Raw genomic sequence first — 19142 nt, 5'->3', positions numbered from 1 at the left:
GGCCTTCGATGCTCGGGATATCTCAGTCGGCGGGGGGTGAAGCCGCGACCATCGGCGCCAACGACCGCAGCTTGTGCTGCATGTGTTCCTTCATCAGCGTGCCCAGCTTGCGGCTGTCCCTGGCCTCCAGCGCCTCGAGGATGGCGTCATGTTCGCGCATGGCCTCGCCCCAGCGCTCGAGGGTGAGATTGGCCTGGTAGCGGGCGCGACTGGCGCGGCGGGCGACCATCTGGTGCTGCTGCGCCAGTGTCTGGTTGCGCGCAGCAGCGAGCATGGCGGCATGGATCTTCTGGTTGATGTCGAAATAGGTCGGGCGGTCACCGCGATCGAAGGCCGCGTGCATGTCGTCATTGAGGCGATGAATGGCGGCGATCTCCTGGCCGGTGGCGTGCAGCGCGGCCAATTCTCCAACCAGCCCTTCAAGAGCGGCAAGAACCGGAAACACCTCTTCAAGCTCGGCCACCGTCAGCGTCGAAACCACCGCGCCGCGGTTCTGCACCAGCATGACAAGACCTTCGGCGGCGAGGATCTTGACCGCTTCGCGCACCGGCGTGCGCGACACGCCGAAGCGCTCGGTCAACAGACGCTCGGGAATCTTCTCACCGGGCTTGAGTTCGCCCTCCATGATCAGCGTGCGCAGCTTGTCGGTCAGTTCGACCGCAAGTGCAGGCCGGTTCAGTGTCTCGCTTGGTGCTGGATCGGCAAATGTCATGATTCGTCCTCAACGCGCCCGGGTCTGTCCGCATTCGCGGGCCTGTGGCGGATATTCCGGGCCGTGTCGAGTGCGTTGGCAAGAACCTCGACCACATGCAAGGCCTTTCTTCCGGTCCCATCGGCGATCTGGTGGCGGCATGAGGTTCCGTCGGCAACGACGAGGGTGTCGCTTTCGGCCGCCCTGACGGTCGGCAACAGCGATATCTCGCCCATGGCGAGCGACACGTCGATGGTGTCTGCGGCATAGCCGAAGGCGCCCGCCATGCCGCAACAGCTTGATTCGATTGTCTCAACCTGCATGCCCGGGATCAATCCCAGTGTCCGCTCGACGGCGCCCATCGTCGCGAACGCCTTCTGGTGGCAATGCCCGTGCAGGAGCGCCCGGGCAGCAGGGGGAGCAAGATCCAGCTCGAGGCTGCCGCTTTCTGCCTCTGCGGCCAGAAACTCCTCGACCAGTTGCGCCCGTTCGGCGAGCTGCCTGGAATCGTCCCCCGGAATCAGCGTCAGGAACTCGTCGCGCAGGGTGAGAAGGCAGGACGGCTCGAGCCCGACGATCGCCGCTCCGCTCCTGAGCGCCGGACCGAGCGCGTCGAGCGTTCGCGCCGCTTCCGCCCGTGCCTTGTCGATCATGCCGGCGGCCAGATAGGTGCGGCCGCAACACAGCGGCCGGTCATGTCCGTCGGCGGGCCTCGCCACCGAGACGGCATAATTGCCGGCCTTCAACACCGACACCGCGGCACGAAGCACTGCCGGCTCGAACCAGCGGCCGAAAGTGTCGGCAAACAGCACCACTTGGCGCTTTCCGGACGACATCCCGATCTCGTCGTCGCGGAACGGCGATTTCGCGAAGCGGGGCAGGGTGCGCCTGCGGGAAAAACCGGTCAGCCGTTCGGCCAGGCGGGCAAGCGGTTTCCAGCGCTCGCGCAGATCCATCAGTCCGCCGAGTGACGCACCCCATCGCGCATAGCGTGGCAGTTCGGCGATCAACCGCTGCTGCAGGCTGATGCCGTTTTTCAGTGTTCTCTGGTATAGAACCTCGGTCTTCATCCTGGCCATGTCGACGCCGGTGGGGCATTCGCGGCGGCAGGCCTTGCAGGACACGCACAGCTTCAGCGTCTCGGCCATTTCGTCGGACTGCAGCGCATCCGGGCCGAGCTGGCCGGAGAGCGCCAGCCGCAGGGAGTTGGCCCGGCCGCGGGTGACGTCGCGTTCGTTGCGTGTGACGCGGTAGCTGGGACACATGGCGCCGCCCACCTGCTTGCGGCAGGCGCCGTTGTTGTTGCACATCTCGACGGCGCCCTGCAGTCCGCCGGCCTTGCCGGGCCACGCCGACCAGTCGTGGCCGGTTTTCAGGTCTTCGAACCGGTAGTCGGGACGATAGCGGAAAAGGCTGCGGTCGTTCATTCGCGGAGCGCGAACGATCCTGCCGGGATTGAGGACGCCGCCCGGGTCGAACCTGTCCTTGACCTGCTCGAAGGCGTCGACAATCCGCCGGCCGAACATTGCCTCGTGGAACTCGGAGCGGGCTATGCCGTCGCCGTGCTCGCCCGAGTGGGAGCCCTTGTACTCGCGCACCACGGCGAAGGCCTCCTCGGCGATCTGCCGCATCGTCACGGCGTCCTTTTCAAGTTTCATGTTGAGCACGGGACGGACATGCAGGCAGCCGACCGAGGCGTGCGCATACCAGGTGCCGCGTGTGCCGTGGCGGTCGAAGATGGCGGTAAGACGATCGGTGTAGTCGGCGAGATGGGCGAGCGGCACGGCACAATCCTCGACGAAGGAGACCGGCTTGCCCTCATCCCTCATCGACATCATGATGTTGAGGCCGCCGGCGCGCAGGTCGGCGATTGCCGCCTGCAGGCCGGGCTCGTCGATGCGGACGCTCCCGCCTTCATGGTCGCCGCCGCGGCCGAAGCCGAAGCCGAGATCGCTCATGACATCATCGAGGGCCGCGGCCTTGCGGTCGTTGTCGCCCGGATCGTCGGCGAACTCGACCAGCAGCAGCGCCGCCGGATTGCCGCGGACGAAGGCTTCCAGGGTCGGCCGGTACATCGGGATATCGCGCGCCAGCTCGATCATGGTGGCATCGACGAGTTCCACCGATGTCGGGGACAGCGGCACGATGTATTGGGCGGCGTCCATGGCGGCGCGGAAGCTGGGGAAATGGCAGGCGCCGAGGATCTTCCGTTTCGGCGGCAGCGGCCAGAGGCGGATCTCGATGGCCGTCGAAATGCCGAGCGTTCCCTCGGAGCCGACCAGGATATGAGCGAGATTGACCGGATCGGCATCGGGCAGAAGCGCGTCGAGATTGTAGCCGCCGACGCGGCGCTGCACCTTCGGGAAGCGGCGCAGGATCTCGTCCGCCTCGGCGCGGCCGAGCGCTAGCAGGCTCTCTGCGAGATCGGCGATGCCTGCGTCGGCGCCGGTTTGTGCGAGCGGGCCGAAATGCGCCCTGGCGCCGCCGGCGAGCAGGGCATCGATCGACAGGGTGTTGTCGCGCATCGTGCCGTAGCGCAGCGAGCGCGAGCCGCAGGAATTGTTGGCCGCCATGCCGCCGATGGTGGCGCGCGATGCCGTGGAGACGTCGACGGGAAACCACAGGCCATGCGGTTTCAGGCGGCGGTTGAGGTCATCGAGCACGATCCCGGGCTCCACCACAGCCCGGCGGCCGGCGACATCGAGCTCGATGATGGCGTCGAGATGCCGCGAGGTGTCGACGATCAGTCCCGAATTGACGGTCTGGCCGCATTGCGATGTCCCGCCGCCGCGCATGGTCAGGGCCACCCCGTCCTCCCGTGCCGCCGCGAGCGCGCATTCGATGTCCTCGATGCAGGAGGGGATAACCACGCCCGTCGGCATCACCTGGTAGATCGACGCGTCGGTGGCATAGCGGCCACGCGAAAACCGGTCGAAAAGAACGGTGCCGCGAACCTGATTTTTCAGGCGTCTCTCGAGGCCCGGACGCAGTCTCTCGTGCACGGTGCCTCCGCCTATTTTCGCCGTTCGCGCATTATGCGCCTTGACAGAATTAATGAATTCATAATTCAATTAGAGACCAAAATAAGAAGAGTGACAAGTGGGAGGAGGGCCGATGAACACGATGCCCGGACGCCATTTTCTGCAGATACCCGGCCCGACCAACGTGCCCGACCGGGTGCTGCGCGCGATGGACATGCCGACAATGGACCACCGCGGCCCGGAGTTCCAGGCGCTGGGAAAGCGCGTGCTTTCGGGCATCCGGTCGATCTTCCAGACGGAAAACCCGGTCATCATCTACCCGGCCTCCGGGACCGGCGCCTGGGAAGCGGCGCTTGCCAACACGCTCTCTCCGGGCGACCTGGTGCTGATGTACGAGAGCGGCCAGTTCGCCGCGCTGTGGAAGAAGCTTGCGGAAAAGCTCGGCCTGCGCACCGAGTTCATCTCCGGCGACTGGCGCCGCGCCGCCGACCCCGAGGCCATCGCCCAACGGCTGAACGCCGACAAATCCCACGAGATCAAGGCGGTCTGCGTCGTTCACAACGAGACATCGACCGGCTGCGTCGCGCCCATACCCGCCATCCGCCGAGCGATAAACGAGGCCGGTCATCCGGCGCTCTTTCTGGTCGACACCATTTCGTCGCTCGGCTCCATCGATTTCAGGCACGATGAATGGGGCGTAGACGTCACCGTCGGCGGATCCCAGAAGGGGCTCATGCTTCCGCCCGGGCTCTCTTTCAATGCGCTGTCCGACAAGGCGCTCGAGGCCAGCAAGTCGGCCCGGCTCGCCAGGTCCTATTGGGACTGGGAGGAGATGCTGGTGATGAACAAGAACGGCTTCTTTCCCTACACGCCGGCGACGAACCTGCTCTATGGCCTCGATACTGCAATCGAGATGCTGCTCGATGAAGGGCTTTCCCGCGTGTTCGCGCGCCATGCCCGCCACTCCGAGGCCACGCGGCGCGCGGTGGAGGCCTGGGGGCTGGAGGTGCTCTGCCGGGATCCGGCGCAGCATTCGGGCTCGCTGACCGCCGTGCTGCTGCCCGATGGCCAGGACGCCGACCAATTCCGCAAGGTGGTGCTCGACCATTTCAACATGTCGCTGGGCGCCGGTCTCGGCAAGGTGGCGGGAAAGGTGTTCCGCATAGGACATCTGGGCGACTTCAATGACCTGATGCTGCTGGGCACCCTCGGCGGCGTGGAAATGGGACTCGATATCGCCGGCGTGCCGCACCGGCCCGCCGGGGTTCGTGCGGCAATGGATTTTCTCTCCGGTCACAGGCAGTCCGAAGGGAATGGAAAGGTGGTGGCCGGGTAGCCGTCACGCAATCTGATCGGACCGGCTGTGCCGTGACGATCGCTCTGGGAGGAGAACAGCGATGAAAGCGAAAACATTCCTGACTGGGGTGGCGCTCGCCGCCCTGATGGCAACCGGCGCTCAGGCGCAGACAGTCCTCAAGCTCGGCCATGTCGGCGATCCGGGCTCGCTCTACGAGGAAACCACCAACGCGTTCGCCGACTGCGTCAAAGATAAATCCGCCGGCGCGGCCACGGTCGAGGTGTACGGCTCGTCGCAGTTGGGCAACGACCAGGAGATGCTGCAGAAACTGAAGCTTGGGCAGATCGCCTTCTCGATGCCGTCGTCGATCATGAGCTCGGTCCACCCAACCTTCGGCGTTTTCGAGATGCCCTATCTCATCAAGGACAGGGACCATATGCGCAAGGTTCGCGATAGCATGGGCAAGGTCTTCGTCGATGCGGCCGGGGAGAAGGGCTATGCCCTGATCGGATTTTGGGAAAACGGCTTTCGCCACATCACCAACAATGTGCGTCCGATCAACAAGCCGGAAGATCTCAAGGGCATCAAGCTGCGCACCCCGAAGGGCGAATGGCGGGTGAAGATGTTCCAGAGCTACGGCGCCAACCCGACCCCGATGGCCTTCTCCGAGGTCTTCACTGCGCTCAAGACCGGCGTCATCGACGGCCAGGAGAACCCGCTGGCGCAGATCACCTCCGGCAAGTTCCAGGAAGTGCAGAAATACCTCTCGATGACCGGGCACGTCTACTCGCCGGCCTATCTGGCATCCTCTTCGAAGCAGTGGGACAACTGGCCCGAGGACATCAGGTCGGCTGTTTCGGATTGCGCGCTCGTCGCCAGCAACTTCGCGTATGACCGTTCGGCGGAGATGGACGACAGCCTCGTCGACGTGGTCAAGGCCGCCGGCGTCGAGATCAACGACGCAGACAAACAATCCTTCATCGATGCGTCAAAGGCGATCTACGCGGATTTCGGCAGCCAGGTCGAGGGCGGCGAAAAGCTTGTCAGCGACATTCAGGCGCTCGCGCAGTGATCCGGATGCGGGCGCTCCGGCGCCCGCGTCCCGTCCGGCGGCCGCGGCGACATCGCGCGGCCGACGTGGTCCCGATTGCAGCAAGTGCCTGACGGCACGGGGGAGGAGTCTTGCGAAAGGCAGCGCATATATTCGGCGAGATCCTGACCTGGATCGTCATCGCTCTCATGGTGACGCTGACGACCGTCGTCATCGTCGCCGTCGTCTACCGCAAGCTGGGCGCCTCGCTCTCCTGGTATGACGAGATCGCCTCGGTCCTGCTGGCCTGGATCACCTATTACGGCGCGGCGCTTGCGGCGCTGAAACGCTCCCATATCGGCTTCGACGATGTGCTGCTGGCGCTGCCCGGCCGGGCGCGCGCGGTCGCCGTGATCGTTTCCGAGATCCTCGTCATCTTCTTTTTCGTGCTGCTGGCGTGGTCCGGCATCGCGGTGCTGCAGATCCTGGAAGGCGAGACCCTGGTCAGCCTGACATGGGTGCCGGTTTCCGTCACCCAGTCGATCATCCCGATCGGCGCAATCCTGTTCATCGCCGCCGAACTGATGAGCCTGCCGGATTACTGGCGCGACGTGATGGCCGGACGGTCGGTCGAGCACCAGGTCATGTCGCATGGGGCGACCCCGGGGGAGACATCCTGATGCTGCTGCTGATCATTTTCCTGGCGCTCGTCGCCATGGTCTGTATCAATATCCCCATCGCCGTGGCGTTGGCGCTGTCGGGTGTTCTCGCCATTGCCGTCCATGACGGCCCCGCCGCAGTGGTGACCATCGCCCTCGACATGTATGGCGGCGCCAAGTCCTTCTCGCTCATCGCCATTCCGATGTTCGTGCTGGCGGGCGCTATCATGAACGCCACCGGCATCACGCGACGGCTGATTGCCTTCGTCTCGGCGCTGATCGGATTCGTCCGAGGGGGGCTGTCGATGGTGACCATCGGCGTGTCGCTGTTCTTTGCGGAAATTTCAGGTTCCGCCGTGGCCGATGTCGCCGCCATCGGCTCCATCCTCATTCCCGAAATGAAAAAGCGGAAGTATCCCGCGCCCTTCGCCGCCGCCGTCACCTCTTCCTCGGCGTCGCTCGCTATCATCATTCCGCCGTCGATTCCGATGATCCTCTATGCGGTGTCGGCGGGCACCAGCGTCGAGCAGATCTTCGTCGCCGGTTTCATCCCGGGCCTGCTCGGTGCGATCGGGCTCGCGGTCGTGGCCTATTTCTACGCCCGCAAGCACAATCTCCCCACCGAAGCGGCCTTCGACGGCAAGGTGCTGCGTGCCACCATGCTCGACGCGCTCCCGGCCTTCGCCCTGCCGGTGATCATCCTCGGCGGCATCTTCGGCGGCCTCGTCACCGCCACGGAAGGCGGCGGGCTGGCGGTCGTCGCGGCCATGCTCGTCGGCCTGTGGTACCGGGAAATCGACTGGAAGCAGCTCAAGCAGGCGATGCTGGAGGGCGGAATGCAGACAGCGGTGGTGATGCTGCTGGTCGCAGCCTCGATCCTGATGGGCAGTTTCCTCACCACCTCGCGGGTGCCGCAGAACCTGGCGGCGGGCATTCTCGACCTGACCACCAACAAATACATGATTCTGTTGATCCTCAATGTCTTCTTCCTGGTGATCGGTTTCTTTCTGCATTCCTCCGCCGCCATCATCCTGGTGGTGCCGATCGTCATCCCGCTGATCCAGCAGGTGGGCATCGACCCGATCCATTTCGGGCTGGTCGTCACCCTCAACCTGGCGATCGGACAGCAGACCCCGCCCGTGGCGTCGGTGCTGATCACCGCCTGCTCGATCGCCAAGGCGAACATCTGGGAGGTGTCGAAGGTCAATCTGCCGTTCATCGGCGTTCTGCTGGCGGTGCTGGTGCTGTGCACCTATGTGCCGGCTGTGCCGATGTTCCTCGTCCACTATTTCTATGGATAATCCAATGCCGGACAATGAAATTCGCCAGGACCTCCGCGGCTCCACCCTTTGGGTCACACTCAACCGGCCCGAGGCCCGCAATGCGCTGACCTTCGCCATGTACGACGAACTGGCGCGGATCTGCTCCGGCGTGACGCTCGGCGGCGCAGTCAAGGCGATTGTCGTCACCGGCGCCGGCGACAAGGCATTTGCGGCCGGCACGGACATGAGGCAGTTCCGTGCCTTTGCCACCGACCAGGACGCGCTCGATTACGAGCATCGGATCGACATGGTCCTCGAAGCGGTGGAGAGATGCCCGGTGCCGACCATCGCGGCGATGTCGGGAGCCTGCACCGGCGGCGGCGCGGGAATTGCGGCCGCCTGCGACATCCGCATCGCCACGGCTGACCTGAAGATCGGCTTCCCGATCGCGCGCACGCTGGGCAACTGCCTGTCGATCTCCAACCTCGCGCGGCTGTCGGGGCTGATGGGAGCGGGCCGGGTCAGGGAGATGATCTTCACCGCGCGGCTGCTCGGGGCCGAGGAGGCAAAGTCGGCAGGCCTGGTCTCCGAGATCGTGGCGGACCATGAGGCATTGCTGGGCCGAGCGGCGGAGCTGGCGGACACACTGGCCGGCCATGCGCCGCTGACGCTCAGGACCACCAAGGAGGGCCTGCGCCGGCTCCGCGTCGAGGGGCCCCGGGCCGATGACCGTGACCTGGTCGTCGAGGCCTACAGAAGCGCGGATTTCCAGGAAGGGCTCGAAGCCTTCCTCGGCAAGCGCAAACCTGTCTGGAAGGGGCGCTGAGCATGGCTGAACGGATATCGGCCGGCCGGGGGCCGCTCGCTGGCATGAAGGTGATCGAGCTGGCGCACATCATGGCCGGCCCGGTCTGCGGACTGATGCTCGCCGACATGGGCGCCGACGTCATCAAGGTGGAGAAACCCGACGGCGACGACACGCGCAGGTTTCTGCCGCCCGCAATCGGCGGCGTCTCGGCCGCCTATCTGATGATGAACCGCAACAAGCGCGGAATTGCCCTCAATCTGAAGGACCCCAAAGCCGTCGAAGTGCTCAAGACCCTGCTCAGGGACGCCGACGTGGTGATCGAGAACTACCGCATGGGCACGATGGAGAAGCTCGGTCTCGGCTACGAAACCCTGCGCGAGATCAATCCGGGCCTGATCTACTGCGAGATCTCCGGTTTCGGTCGCACGGGACCCTACGCGAATCGCGGCGGCTTCGACCTCATCGCTCAGGGCATGAGCGGGTTGATGTCGATCACGGGCGAGGGGCCGGGCCGGCCGCCGGTCAAGTCCGGCGCGCCTGTCTCCGACATCACCGCCGGCATTCTCGGGGCTCTCGGGGTCGCCGCTGCGTATGCGCGCAAGCTGGTCACGGGAGAGGGGCAGCGGGTCGACACCTCGCTGTTCGAAGCGGCGATCTCGCACACCTACTGGCAGTCGGCGATCACCTTCGCCACCGGCTCTGCCCCCGGACCGATGGGATCCGCCCATCCGCTGAATGCGCCCTACCAGGCGTTCCGCACCGCCGATGGCTGGCTCAATGTCGGGGCAGCCAACCAGAAGAACTGGGAACGGATGCTGAGCGTCATCGAGGCGCCGGAATTGGCGACCGATGACCGCTTTGCCAGCAACAGCGCGCGCATGGGTAACCTGCAGGCCCTGACAGAGGTCCTGAATGCCCGGTTCTGCCTGCGCAGCACCGGCGAATGGATGACGCTGCTGGAGGCGGCAGGGGTTCCGGCCGGTCCCGTGCTGGATATCGCCGAGATGCACCGGGACGAACAGGCCATCGCCCGGGAAATGGTTGTCGAGACCGAGCACCCGACCGCCGGCACGGTGAAGGCGATTGGACTGCCGATCAAATTCTCCGAGACCCCCGGGGCAATTGTCCGTCCCGCACCCATGCTTGGCGAGCACAACCGCGAAGTGCTATCGGACTATGGCTATTCGAGCGAATCCATCGATGATCTGTGCGCGTCCGGTGCGCTGGTGTCGAGAACAGACTGAACAGGAACATACGATGCAACTGACACTTCAACAGGCTCGCGACATCATCAAGGTGGCGCTGGCCAAGGCAGCGGACATGGGGCTCAAGCCGCTGACGGTAGCGGTCCTGGACGGCGGCGGGGCGCTTGTCGCGCTCGAACGCACCGACGGCTCCAGCCGCATGCGTCCCGACATCGCCATCGGCAAGGCCAATGGCGCGATCGCGCTCGGCATGGGATCGCGGGCGATTTTCAACCGCGCCCAGGAACAGCCCTATTTCATCCAGTCGATGAACGCGCTGGCGGGTGGCGTGCTGGTGCCGGTGCCCGGCGGCGTGCTCATTCGAGGCGAAGACGGCCGCATCGTGGGCGCGGTTGGCATCACCGGCGACAGTTCCGACAATGACGAGACCTGTGCCGTTGCCGGCATCCAGTCGATCGGCCTGGTCGCCGACGGCGGCTGATCCGAAGCCAGGCGTCCGGGCTCAGCCGACGCCTCGGGGACGGGGCTGGGAGCCTACAAATCGTCTTGACTTTGGGTGGGGGTGCGGGCATTGCTCTGCCGGTCAGGTCGCCGCTCCGGCAGCGGTGCGACGACCTGTTCCGATCGCGTGCCCGGCTCGGGCAGGCGGAAAATCGCCCCGCGGGCGGTGGAACTGAGCGGGTCGACTGCCGTCTGCAAGGATGAGGTCGGGCCGGCACGAATGGCCGTCGGTTTCACGCCGAGCCAGGGCAACGTACAGGAAGAGGTCGCTCATGTCGGCAAGGATCTATCGGCCCGCAAAGACGGTCATGCAGTCGGGCAAGGCCCAATGCCGCGAATGGGTTCTCGAGTTCGATCCGGAACTGCCGCGGACGATCGACCCGATCATGGGATATACCTCCTCGACGGACATGAAGCAGCAGATTCGCATGCATTTCGACAGCGTCGAGGATGCCGTTGCCTATGCTACAAAGAATCAGATCGACTACCGGGTCATCGAACCCAAGGAAGCCAAGCGGCGCAGGGTTGTCTATTCCGACAATTTCCGCTCTGATCGAAAACAGCCTTGGACCCACTGAAGGCCGTTCACATCCGCGGCGTTGGATTGCCGTACCAGTCTCAATGAGGCCCCTTAGCTCAGCTGGATAGAGCACCGGCCTTCTAAGCCGACGGTCGCTGGTTCGAATCCAGCAGGGGTCGCCATTTTTATCCCAAGAACTTACTGGTCAGTCACTAAGCCCTTGTCTGCGTTTTGCTATCGGCGTTCTAGGATCTCCGTGCCAAAGCTTGGACATTCTTCGCTCGACGCGGACGAGGGATCTTGTTTTTACAACTGCTTACGAACGCAGCAGCGGATCTTCCGCCCTATGGCCGCGATGGTTGCCACACACCAAACAAGCACATCCCGCATGCTGCGGGGACAGGGTTAAGTTGCAGCCTGTCGAGCCGAATTACTTTTCGTTGGACATTCAATATATGCAGCCTAATGTGAGGCCGTGTGCATTGAACAGCCAAAATTGCTGCGTCGCCGAATGATCGCCGCTGCCCGGAGCGGATAGGACTGGAACCGACTTGTCATGATGGATGCGACATTGCCGATGGGAGAGGAACTCCAGCGCGCGTTGAACAGGATGGATTTCTTCCGGCTGTTCCGCGGTCTGAGCGTGGAGCACGAATTCGATTCCTACGGCCTGGTCGAGGTGTCCGGCGAGGTCGGCGACTTCAGCTATGCGGTCGCGGCTCATCTGCAAAGCTGGACCGATGCGCGCCTCAATGAGTTTGATGCACGCAATGCCGCTCGCGAGGATCCCCTCATCGTTCATCTTCACACCTCGATCGTGCCGAAGACGTTTCGCCACGAGGAGATGCAAGGCCATCCATCCGGACTGATGGATGGGGGCGACAACCGCTGCGCCGTGGTGATTCCGCTTCACACGCCAGCCGTCAAGCGCTTCGGCCTGATCCTGCTCGGCAATCGGCCGGCCCCGAACGCACCGGTTCTCGCCGGCATCGCGCTCGAAGCGGCGCTGATCTTCCAGCGCTACTACGACGTGATCCTGTCGCTGGAGACGATCACCGGGCTGACAGACAGCGAGATCCAGATCGTGCGCTGGACAGCCGAGGGCAAAACGGCGAACGAGATTGCCACCAACATGGGACGCTCGGCGCACACGATCAATTCCTACATGGCGGCAGTTCTGCGCAAGCTTCAGGTTGCCAACCGGGCGCAGATGGTGGCGACCGCCATCCGCAGCGGCCTGATCAACTGAAGGGAAGCGTAGATGAACACAGAATCCGCCCGCGACAACATCCATGTCCTGCTCGTCGACGATGATCCCAACGAAAATCTGATCCTGCAGCGCCTGTTTCGCAATCTGACGACGCCGACGATCTCGCTGGAATATGTCGGCGATATCGCCAAGGCAGTCGAATGCGTGACGCAGAGCCCGATCGACATCGTGTTGCTCGACAACCGCCTGGTGCCAAACAATGATTTTCGCGAGACAGCGCCGCAGTTGCGCAATGCAGGCTTCACCGGACCCATCGGCATCATCTCGTCGGATATCACTGGGCAGTATTTTCAGAAGTTCCCGGAATACGGGGCGGATTTTCGTCTGGGGAAGGACGAGATCGACGCCAAGACAATTGCCTTCATTCTGGAGGAATACACCCGCAACCCGCTGCCCGATGATTGCGTCGAGGATTATTTGTAGCCGGTCGGAACAGGCGATCGAAAGCTACGGCTGGATGGTGCGCGATGTTCGATGAGGCCGACCGTCTGCTCAAGGCGCTCTACCACACACTGCCGGATCCGGTTGTCGTGGCCGGCAAGGATCGTATCATTATCAGGGTCAATCCTGCCGCCGAACGCGTCTTCGGTTATTCGCAGGAGGAGTTCGCGGGCATGTCCTCGCGGCAACTCTACGCCGTCGGCCGCGACTGGGAACGGATCGGGCAGGAGATCTTTCCCCTCGACAGCGCCGATCGCATCTATCGCGGACAGTCAGTGTTCCGGCGCAAGGACGGAACCACCTTCGAGGGTGCGCTGACGCTGAGCCACATCACCGATGAGCACGACGCGACCGTCGGACTGCTGGCGATCACGCACGACCTTACGGATGTCCTTGCCGTGCAGGCCGAGCGACTGCGGATGGAAACGATCCTGCAGGAGGCGCTGGCATCGATTCCGGAAGGCTTTGTGATCTTCGACGAGCACGATCGGCTGCTGTTGTGCAATGCCGCCTACCGCGACATCTACCCCAATTCCGCCGAGATCATGGTGCCGGGCGTGCAGTTCGAGGCGATCCTGCGCCACAGCCTCAGGACAGGCCTGTATCCGGAGGCCGATCGGATGGAAGGCGGCACGGAAGCTTGGATCGCAGCGCGCATGACGCAGCACCGGAACCCCGAGGGCAGCATCATTCAACAGGTCGGCACCGACAGATGGGTGCAGATCGCCGAAAGGGTGACGCCCGACAATCTGCGCGTCGCCGTGCGCACAGACATCACGGCGCTGCTGCAGATCAAGTCGGAAACCGAGGCGCTGGGGCGCATTCTTGAAGATGCGCAGCAGGAAATCTATGCCTTCGATGCCGTCAGCCTGCGCTACACACTGGTCAATCGCGGCGCCCGGCACAATCTCCAATACGATCTCGCCGAGCTCAGGGCGATGTCGCCGCTCGAGATCATGCCTGATGTCAGTCGCGAACGGCTGGCCGAACTGCTCGCGCCCCTGGTAGACGGCTCGAAAACCTTCGTCGAGGTGCGGACCACCCATCGCCGCAAGGACGGAAGCATCTATGCCTGCGCAGTGCGGCTGGAACTGCTCGACCTCAACAGAGGCCGCTCCTACGTCGCCTTCGTCGAGGACATCACCGAAAAGGTCGAATTTCAGTCGGCGTCGGAACGACTGGGACGGCTTGTCAATGGCGTCACCCAGGAGATCTATGTCTTCGACAGCCGGACATTGCTGTTCTCGCTGGTCAATCACGGCGCTCGCAACAATCTGCAGTATTCCACCGAGCAGTTGCGCCAGATGACACCGCTCGACATCAAGCCGGAATTCGATCACGCGAGATTCACGGCGCTGCTGGCGCCGCTTCTCAACGGAGACAAGCCGTTTCTCGAATTCCGCACTGTGCACAGGCGCAGGGACGGATCGACCTATCCATGCTCGATCCGCATCGAGATGCTGGTGACAGGGTCCGGCAGTTCCTTCGTCGCCTTCGTCGAGGACATCACCGAGAAACTCCAATCCGAGGCGCGGCTGGCAATCAAGCGGCGCAACTTCGAGACGCTCGTCAGCAGCCTTCCTGACGCCATCGCGCGGGCCCATCCGGACACCACGCTGACCTATGTCAACGAGGTCTATGCGCAGCTGGTAGGATTGAGCTCCGAGGAGATGATAGGGCGCAGATATGTCGAGTTCGTGCCGGCCGAGCGCAGGCAACTGGCGCTGGACAATATCGCAGTGCTGACCCCGGAATCGCCGATGAGCGACTTCGAACAGGTGATGCTGGACCCGGAGGGGGACGAGCATGTCATCCTCTGGTCGGATCTGATGATCTACGAGAAGGGCCGGGCCGTCGAGATCGTTTCGGTGGGGCGCGACATCACCGAACGCCATGCCGCCCGCAGCCACATCGCCCAGCAGGCACAGGAACTGGCTTTGCGCAACGAGGCACTGGAGCAGTTCACGGGCATTGTCTCCCATGATCTGAAGGCGCCGCTGAGGCATGTGCGACAGTTCGCCGACATGATCCGCGAGGATGCAGCCACCGGCCGGCTCGACGACCTGCCGATGCTGACGACGCAGATGCAGGCCAGCGTCGTGCGAATGGAGCGGATGATCGGAGGCCTCCTCGAATATTCGCGCGTGGCCTATAAGTTTATTCGACCGGAGAACTTCCGGATCTCCGAAGCGATCGCCGAAGCAAGGAACAATCTTGCGCCGATGATCGAGGAGACAGGGGCCACGGTGGAAGTGGCCGCGGGGGCAAGCCTGACGGGCGACTTCGAACTGATTGTGCAGATGTTCCAGAACCTGATGGCGAATTCGCTGAAATACAGGCAGGCCGATCATCCGCCCCATATCCGCATCTCCGAGAGTGCGGGGGAAAATCACCTTGAAATCCGGATCGAAGACAACGGCATCGGCATCCCCGCCGCCGAGGCGGAGAACATATTCGGCGTCTTCCACCGCCTGCATCGCGATGAATCGATCTATGCCGGCGCCGGCATCGGGCTGGCGCTGTGCCGCAAGGTGTCGGAAAGCCACGGCGGATCGATCCGGCTCGACCCCGGCTTCGCTGGTGGCTCGCGATTTGTCGTGAGCCTGCCGACCCCGGCGGCCTGAGCCGCAAAGCGCCTCAGGCAGCCAGCGACGCGGCCAGTGCCCGATTGATGTCCTCCATCAGGTCGCTGACGTCCTCAAGGCCGATCTGCAGCCGTATCACCGGCCCTTCGGAAGGCGCCTTGGCGACGGTCCGGTCGGAAAGATTGGCAATCACGGCCAGACTCTCATAGCCACCCCAGGAATAGCCGAGGCCGAAAATTTCCAGCGCATCGAGGAATGCGTGCGACTTGGCCTTCCAGCGGTCCTGATCGGCCACATCGAGCACGATCGAGAAGATGCCGCTGGACCCACAGAAGTCGCGTTTCCAGATTCCGTGGCCTGGAAAGCTCTCGAGCGCCGGATGCAACACCCGGGCTATGCCCGCCGAACTCTCGAGTTCGCGCGCGATGGCCAGAGCGCTCTGCTGGTGGCGCTCCAGCCGAACGCCCATGGTGCGCAGGCCGCGCAGCGTCATGTAGCTGTCGTCCGGACCGGCGCAGACACCGAGATTGGTGAAGGTGTCGAGCAGGGCGGGCCACGCCTTCTCGTTGGCGGAGACCGAGCCGATGAGAATGTCGGAGTGGCCGGCGGGATACTTGGTGGCGGCATGGATGGAGATGTCGACGCCATGGTCAAGCGGCTTGAAGAACAGCGGTGTGGCCCAGGTGTTGTCCATGCTGACCAGCGCGCCTCGGGCATGAGCCACTTCCGCAATCGCGGGAATGTCCTGCATCTCGAAGGTGTTGGATCCGGGAGCCTCGGTGTGCACCAGCCGGGTGTTGGGACGCATCAGCGCGTCGATGCCGGCGCCGATCATCGGATCGTAATAGGTGGTCTCGACACCGAAGCGCCGCAGCGTGGTGTTGCAGAAGCGCCGGGTTGGCCCGTAGACGGAATCGACGATGAGGATGTGATCGCCGGCCTGGAGATAGGCCAGCAGCGGCACGGTGACGGCCGCCAGTCCCGAGGGCACCACGATGGTGCCGGCCGAGCCTTCCAGCGCATTGATGGCTTCGCACAGCGCGTCGGTCGTCGGTGTTCCGTGGGTGCCATAGGTGTATTTCTGATCGCGGCTGGCAAGAGTTGCGGCATCGGGAAACAGAACCGTGGAGGCGTGGACGACAGGCGGATTGACAAAGCCGTGGAAGGACCGGGGCTCATAGCCAAGATGGGCGAGGCGGGTGTTGATCCCCTTGGTCGTAGATTTCGACTTTTCGGTCATGTCTGCGTGATCCTGTCAGTGAATTGGTTTCCGCCGGAGCAACCGGGCGACGTACCCGGCAATCTCCGCTCTATATCAATTCGCGCTGCCATCAAACGGCGGCGCCGGGATTTCAGTCTCATTACCTGGAGGTTTTTTGCCCAGCGAACGATTTTCCGCTCGGTAAGGCTTGACCCAACCCGCGTTTCGGCATCGTATGGTGGCTGTACAAGGTGCGGGAGAGCGAGTGTGGATAAACCGCACCGTCATTCACCTTGGACCCCAATACACAGGGCAACAGAAAAAAGGTTGTATCAAATGAACAAGTCAATCTTGACAGCAGTAGTCGGCGCGGCCGCGTTTGCAGGCCTCGGCGCCGCGGCTGCGTCCGCAGCGACACTGGATGACGTGAAGGCAAAGGGCTTCGTCCAGTGTGGCGTTTCCACGGGTCTGGCCGGCTTCTCGGCACCCAACGATGCTGGCGACTGGACCGGCCTCGACGTCGACCTCTGCCGCGGCGTGGCCGCCGCCATCTTCGGCGATCCGAAGGCCGTGAAGTTCAGCCCGCTGTCGGCCAAGGAGCGCTTCACCGCTCTGCAGTCCGGTGAAATCGATGTGCTTTCGCGCAACACAACCTGGACGATGAGCCGCGACACGGAACTCGGCCTCAACTTCGCCGGCGTCAACTATTACGATGGCCAGGGCTTCATGGTGCGCAAGTCGCTCGGCGTCAATTCGGCCCTGCAGCTCTCCGGCGCTTCCGTCTGCGTGCAGACCGGAACCACCACCGAGCTCAACCTGACCGACTACTTCAAGGCCAACAACATGACCTACAACCCGGTCGTGTTCGAAAAGCTGGAAGAAGTGAACTCGGCCTACGACGCCAACCGTTGCGACGTCTACACAACCGACCAGTCGGGCCTGTATTCGATCCGCCTCGGCCTGTCGGCCCCCGATGACCACATGGTCCTGCCGGAAATCATCTCCAAGGAGCCGCTTGGACCCGCCGTCCGCCAGGGCGACGACCAGTGGTTCTCCATCGTCAAGTGGGTTCACTACGCGATGCTGAACGCCGAGGAAATGGGCATCACCAAGGCAAATGTCGACGAGATGGTCACTTCCACCGACCCCAACGTCATGCGTCTTCTGGGCAAGGAAGGCACCTTCGGCGAAGCCATCGGCATCGGCAATGACTGGGCCTACAACGTGATCAAGCAGGTCGGTAACTACGGCGAGATCTTCGAAGCCAATGTCGGCGCATCAACACCGCTGGGCATCGCCCGCGGCGTGAACGCGCTGTGGTCGAAGGGCGGCCTGCAGTACGCGCCGCCGATCCGCTAACATCCTGACTGCCGGCGCGGGGCCTTGGCCCCGCGCCGTTGACTTGCCGAGACCAGGTGCACGGCAACGACCATGCATCTTATAAGCCGGTGTCCTTTGGCCCGGAATAACAGAGTTGGGGACAGACATGGCTAATTCTTCAGACGCCGCCGCGGGCGTCGCTGATTCCGGTCGCGTATCGCTGATTTACGACCCGAAGGTCCGCAGTTATTTTTTCCAGGCGCTGACCGTCATCGTCGTCGTCTACATCCTCTACACCGGCGTGACCAATGCGGTCGACAATCTGGCGCGTGCCGGCATTGCCTCCGGCTTCGGATTCTTCGGGGACCGCGCCGGTTTCGACATCGGCCAGACGCTGATCCACTACACCAACGATTCCACCTATTTCACGGCATTCATGGTCGGCCTGACCAACACGCTGCTGGTGGCCGCCATCGGCATCTTCTTTGCCACCATCATCGGCTTTGTCGTCGGCCTGGCGCGTCTTTCGAAGAACTACCTCGTGCAGAAGCTCGCCACAGTCTATGTCGAAACCCTGCGCAACATCCCGCTGCTCCTGCAGTTGCTGTTCTGGTACAAGGCGGTGCTCGCCGTGCTGCCGTCGCCGCGAGGTGCGCATGCGCTGTTCGGTGATTCCGTGTTTCTCAACAACCGCGGCCTGTATCTGCCGCGCGCCATCGGCGAGGAGGGGTCGGGCCTGGTCTGGATCGCGCTGCTGGTCGGGCTCGCCATGTGGGTGGTCATCGGCATGTGGTCGCGGAAGCGCCAGATGGAAACCGGCCAGCAGTTCCCGGTCTTCCTTACCGGTCTCGGCCTCACCATCGCCCTGCCGCTGATTGCCTTTATCATCACCGGCGCGCCCTTCGTGGTCGACTATGCCCGCCTCGAAGGCTTCAACATGGTCGGCGGTCGGGTGATCCAGCCTGAATTCATGGCGCTGATACTCGGCATCTCGCTCTACACCGCCTCGTTCATTGCCGAAATCGTCCGCGCCGGCATTCTCGCCGTCTCGCATGGCCAGACCGAGGCGGCCTTCGCCCTGGGGCTCAGGCCGAATCACACCAGCCGTCTCGTGATCGTTCCGCAGGCCATGCGGGTGATCATCCCGCCGCTGACGAGCCAGTATCTCAACCTGACCAAGAATTCGTCGCTGGCCGTCGCCATCGGCTATCCGGACCTCGTGGCGGTGTTCGGCGGCACAGTCCTCAACCAGACGGGCCAGGCGGTGGAAGTCATTTCCATCACCATGCTGGTCTATCTTACGATTTCACTCCTGACGTCCAGCTTCATGAACTGGTTTAATTCCAGGGTCGCACTGGTGGAGCGCTGAGC

The 19142-nt window shown here is 63.3% G+C and carries 16 protein-coding genes and 1 tRNA gene; 14 read left to right on the top strand and 3 right to left on the bottom strand.

Going from position 1 to position 19142, the window contains the following annotated elements; all coding sequences use genetic code 11:
- Positions 1–22: 22 nt before the first annotated feature.
- Positions 23–712 carry a GntR family transcriptional regulator gene (locus DFR52_RS03510; protein ID WP_110030505.1) on the bottom strand — a complete coding sequence of 230 codons (690 nt, stop codon included), beginning with the start codon at positions 710–712 and terminating at the stop codon, positions 23–25.
- The gene (locus tag DFR52_RS03505) at positions 709–3693 is read right to left on the bottom strand and encodes an FAD-binding and (Fe-S)-binding domain-containing protein (RefSeq protein ID WP_110030504.1); all 2985 of its coding nucleotides are present in this window, start codon (positions 3691–3693) and stop codon (positions 709–711) included. The genes DFR52_RS03510 and DFR52_RS03505 overlap by 4 nt, the downstream gene beginning before the upstream one ends.
- Before the next feature lie 112 nt (positions 3694–3805).
- Between DFR52_RS03505 and DFR52_RS03500 the strand changes: the two genes are divergently transcribed.
- The 12 genes from DFR52_RS03500 (at position 3806) to DFR52_RS03445 (ending at position 15289) form a co-directional block, all read left to right on the top strand.
- Complete coding sequence (locus DFR52_RS03500) at positions 3806–5008, top strand: pyridoxal-phosphate-dependent aminotransferase family protein (RefSeq protein ID WP_110030503.1); 1203 nt, start codon at positions 3806–3808, stop codon at positions 5006–5008.
- Positions 5009–5069: 61 nt separating this feature from the next.
- Complete coding sequence (locus DFR52_RS03495; protein ID WP_110030502.1) at positions 5070–6041, top strand: TRAP transporter substrate-binding protein; 972 nt, start codon at positions 5070–5072, stop codon at positions 6039–6041.
- Positions 6042–6151: 110 nt separating this feature from the next.
- Complete coding sequence (locus DFR52_RS03490) at positions 6152–6679, top strand: TRAP transporter small permease (RefSeq protein WP_110030501.1); 528 nt, start codon at positions 6152–6154, stop codon at positions 6677–6679.
- Positions 6679–7959, top strand: a complete 1281-nt coding sequence (locus tag DFR52_RS03485; RefSeq protein WP_110030500.1) for a TRAP transporter large permease — start codon at positions 6679–6681, stop codon at positions 7957–7959. The genes DFR52_RS03490 and DFR52_RS03485 overlap by 1 nt, the downstream gene beginning before the upstream one ends.
- 4 nt (positions 7960–7963) lie before the next feature.
- Positions 7964–8746, top strand: a complete 783-nt coding sequence (locus tag DFR52_RS03480) for an enoyl-CoA hydratase/isomerase family protein (protein WP_110030499.1) — start codon at positions 7964–7966, stop codon at positions 8744–8746.
- A gap of 2 nt (positions 8747–8748) precedes the next feature.
- Positions 8749–9972 (top strand): CaiB/BaiF CoA transferase family protein, encoded by a 1224-nt coding sequence (locus tag DFR52_RS03475; RefSeq protein ID WP_110030498.1) that lies wholly within the window; start codon positions 8749–8751, stop codon positions 9970–9972.
- Positions 9973–9985: 13 nt separating this feature from the next.
- The gene (locus DFR52_RS03470; protein WP_110030497.1) at positions 9986–10414 is read left to right on the top strand and encodes a GlcG/HbpS family heme-binding protein; all 429 of its coding nucleotides are present in this window, start codon (positions 9986–9988) and stop codon (positions 10412–10414) included.
- A gap of 292 nt (positions 10415–10706) precedes the next feature.
- Positions 10707–11012, top strand: coding sequence for an ETC complex I subunit (locus tag DFR52_RS03465; RefSeq protein ID WP_110030496.1), 306 nt, complete (start codon positions 10707–10709; stop codon positions 11010–11012).
- 47 nt (positions 11013–11059) lie between these two features.
- Positions 11060–11136 (top strand) — tRNA-Arg (locus DFR52_RS03460).
- A 374-nt stretch (positions 11137–11510) separates the two neighbouring features.
- Positions 11511–12203, top strand: coding sequence for a helix-turn-helix transcriptional regulator (locus DFR52_RS03455; protein WP_110030495.1), 693 nt, complete (start codon positions 11511–11513; stop codon positions 12201–12203).
- A gap of 12 nt (positions 12204–12215) precedes the next feature.
- Entirely contained in the window at positions 12216–12647 is a 432-nt protein-coding gene (locus DFR52_RS03450) for a response regulator (RefSeq protein WP_110030494.1), read from the top strand.
- A 44-nt stretch (positions 12648–12691) separates the two neighbouring features.
- Positions 12692–15289: a PAS domain S-box protein gene (locus DFR52_RS03445; RefSeq protein ID WP_110030493.1), complete on the top strand. Its 2598-nt coding sequence runs from the start codon at positions 12692–12694 to the stop codon at positions 15287–15289.
- A gap of 13 nt (positions 15290–15302) precedes the next feature.
- On the opposite strand, the gene DFR52_RS03440 is transcribed toward DFR52_RS03445, so the two are convergent.
- Positions 15303–16490 carry a cystathionine beta-lyase gene (locus tag DFR52_RS03440; RefSeq protein ID WP_110030492.1) on the bottom strand — a complete coding sequence of 396 codons (1188 nt, stop codon included), beginning with the start codon at positions 16488–16490 and terminating at the stop codon, positions 15303–15305.
- A gap of 297 nt (positions 16491–16787) precedes the next feature.
- Between DFR52_RS03440 and DFR52_RS03435 the strand changes: the two genes are divergently transcribed.
- Together DFR52_RS03435 and DFR52_RS03430 are read left to right on the top strand one after the other, a co-directional pair.
- Positions 16788–17810: an amino acid ABC transporter substrate-binding protein gene (locus tag DFR52_RS03435; protein ID WP_110030491.1), complete on the top strand. Its 1023-nt coding sequence runs from the start codon at positions 16788–16790 to the stop codon at positions 17808–17810.
- 127 nt (positions 17811–17937) lie between these two features.
- The gene (locus DFR52_RS03430; protein WP_110030490.1) at positions 17938–19140 is read left to right on the top strand and encodes an amino acid ABC transporter permease; all 1203 of its coding nucleotides are present in this window, start codon (positions 17938–17940) and stop codon (positions 19138–19140) included.
- The last annotated feature ends 2 nt before the right edge of the window (positions 19141–19142 follow it).

Origin of the sequence: Hoeflea marina (genome assembly GCF_003182275.1) — a bacterium.
GTDB lineage: Bacteria > Pseudomonadota > Alphaproteobacteria > Rhizobiales > Rhizobiaceae > Hoeflea > Hoeflea marina.
This window is presented reverse-complemented; position numbering and strand designations above follow the sequence as displayed.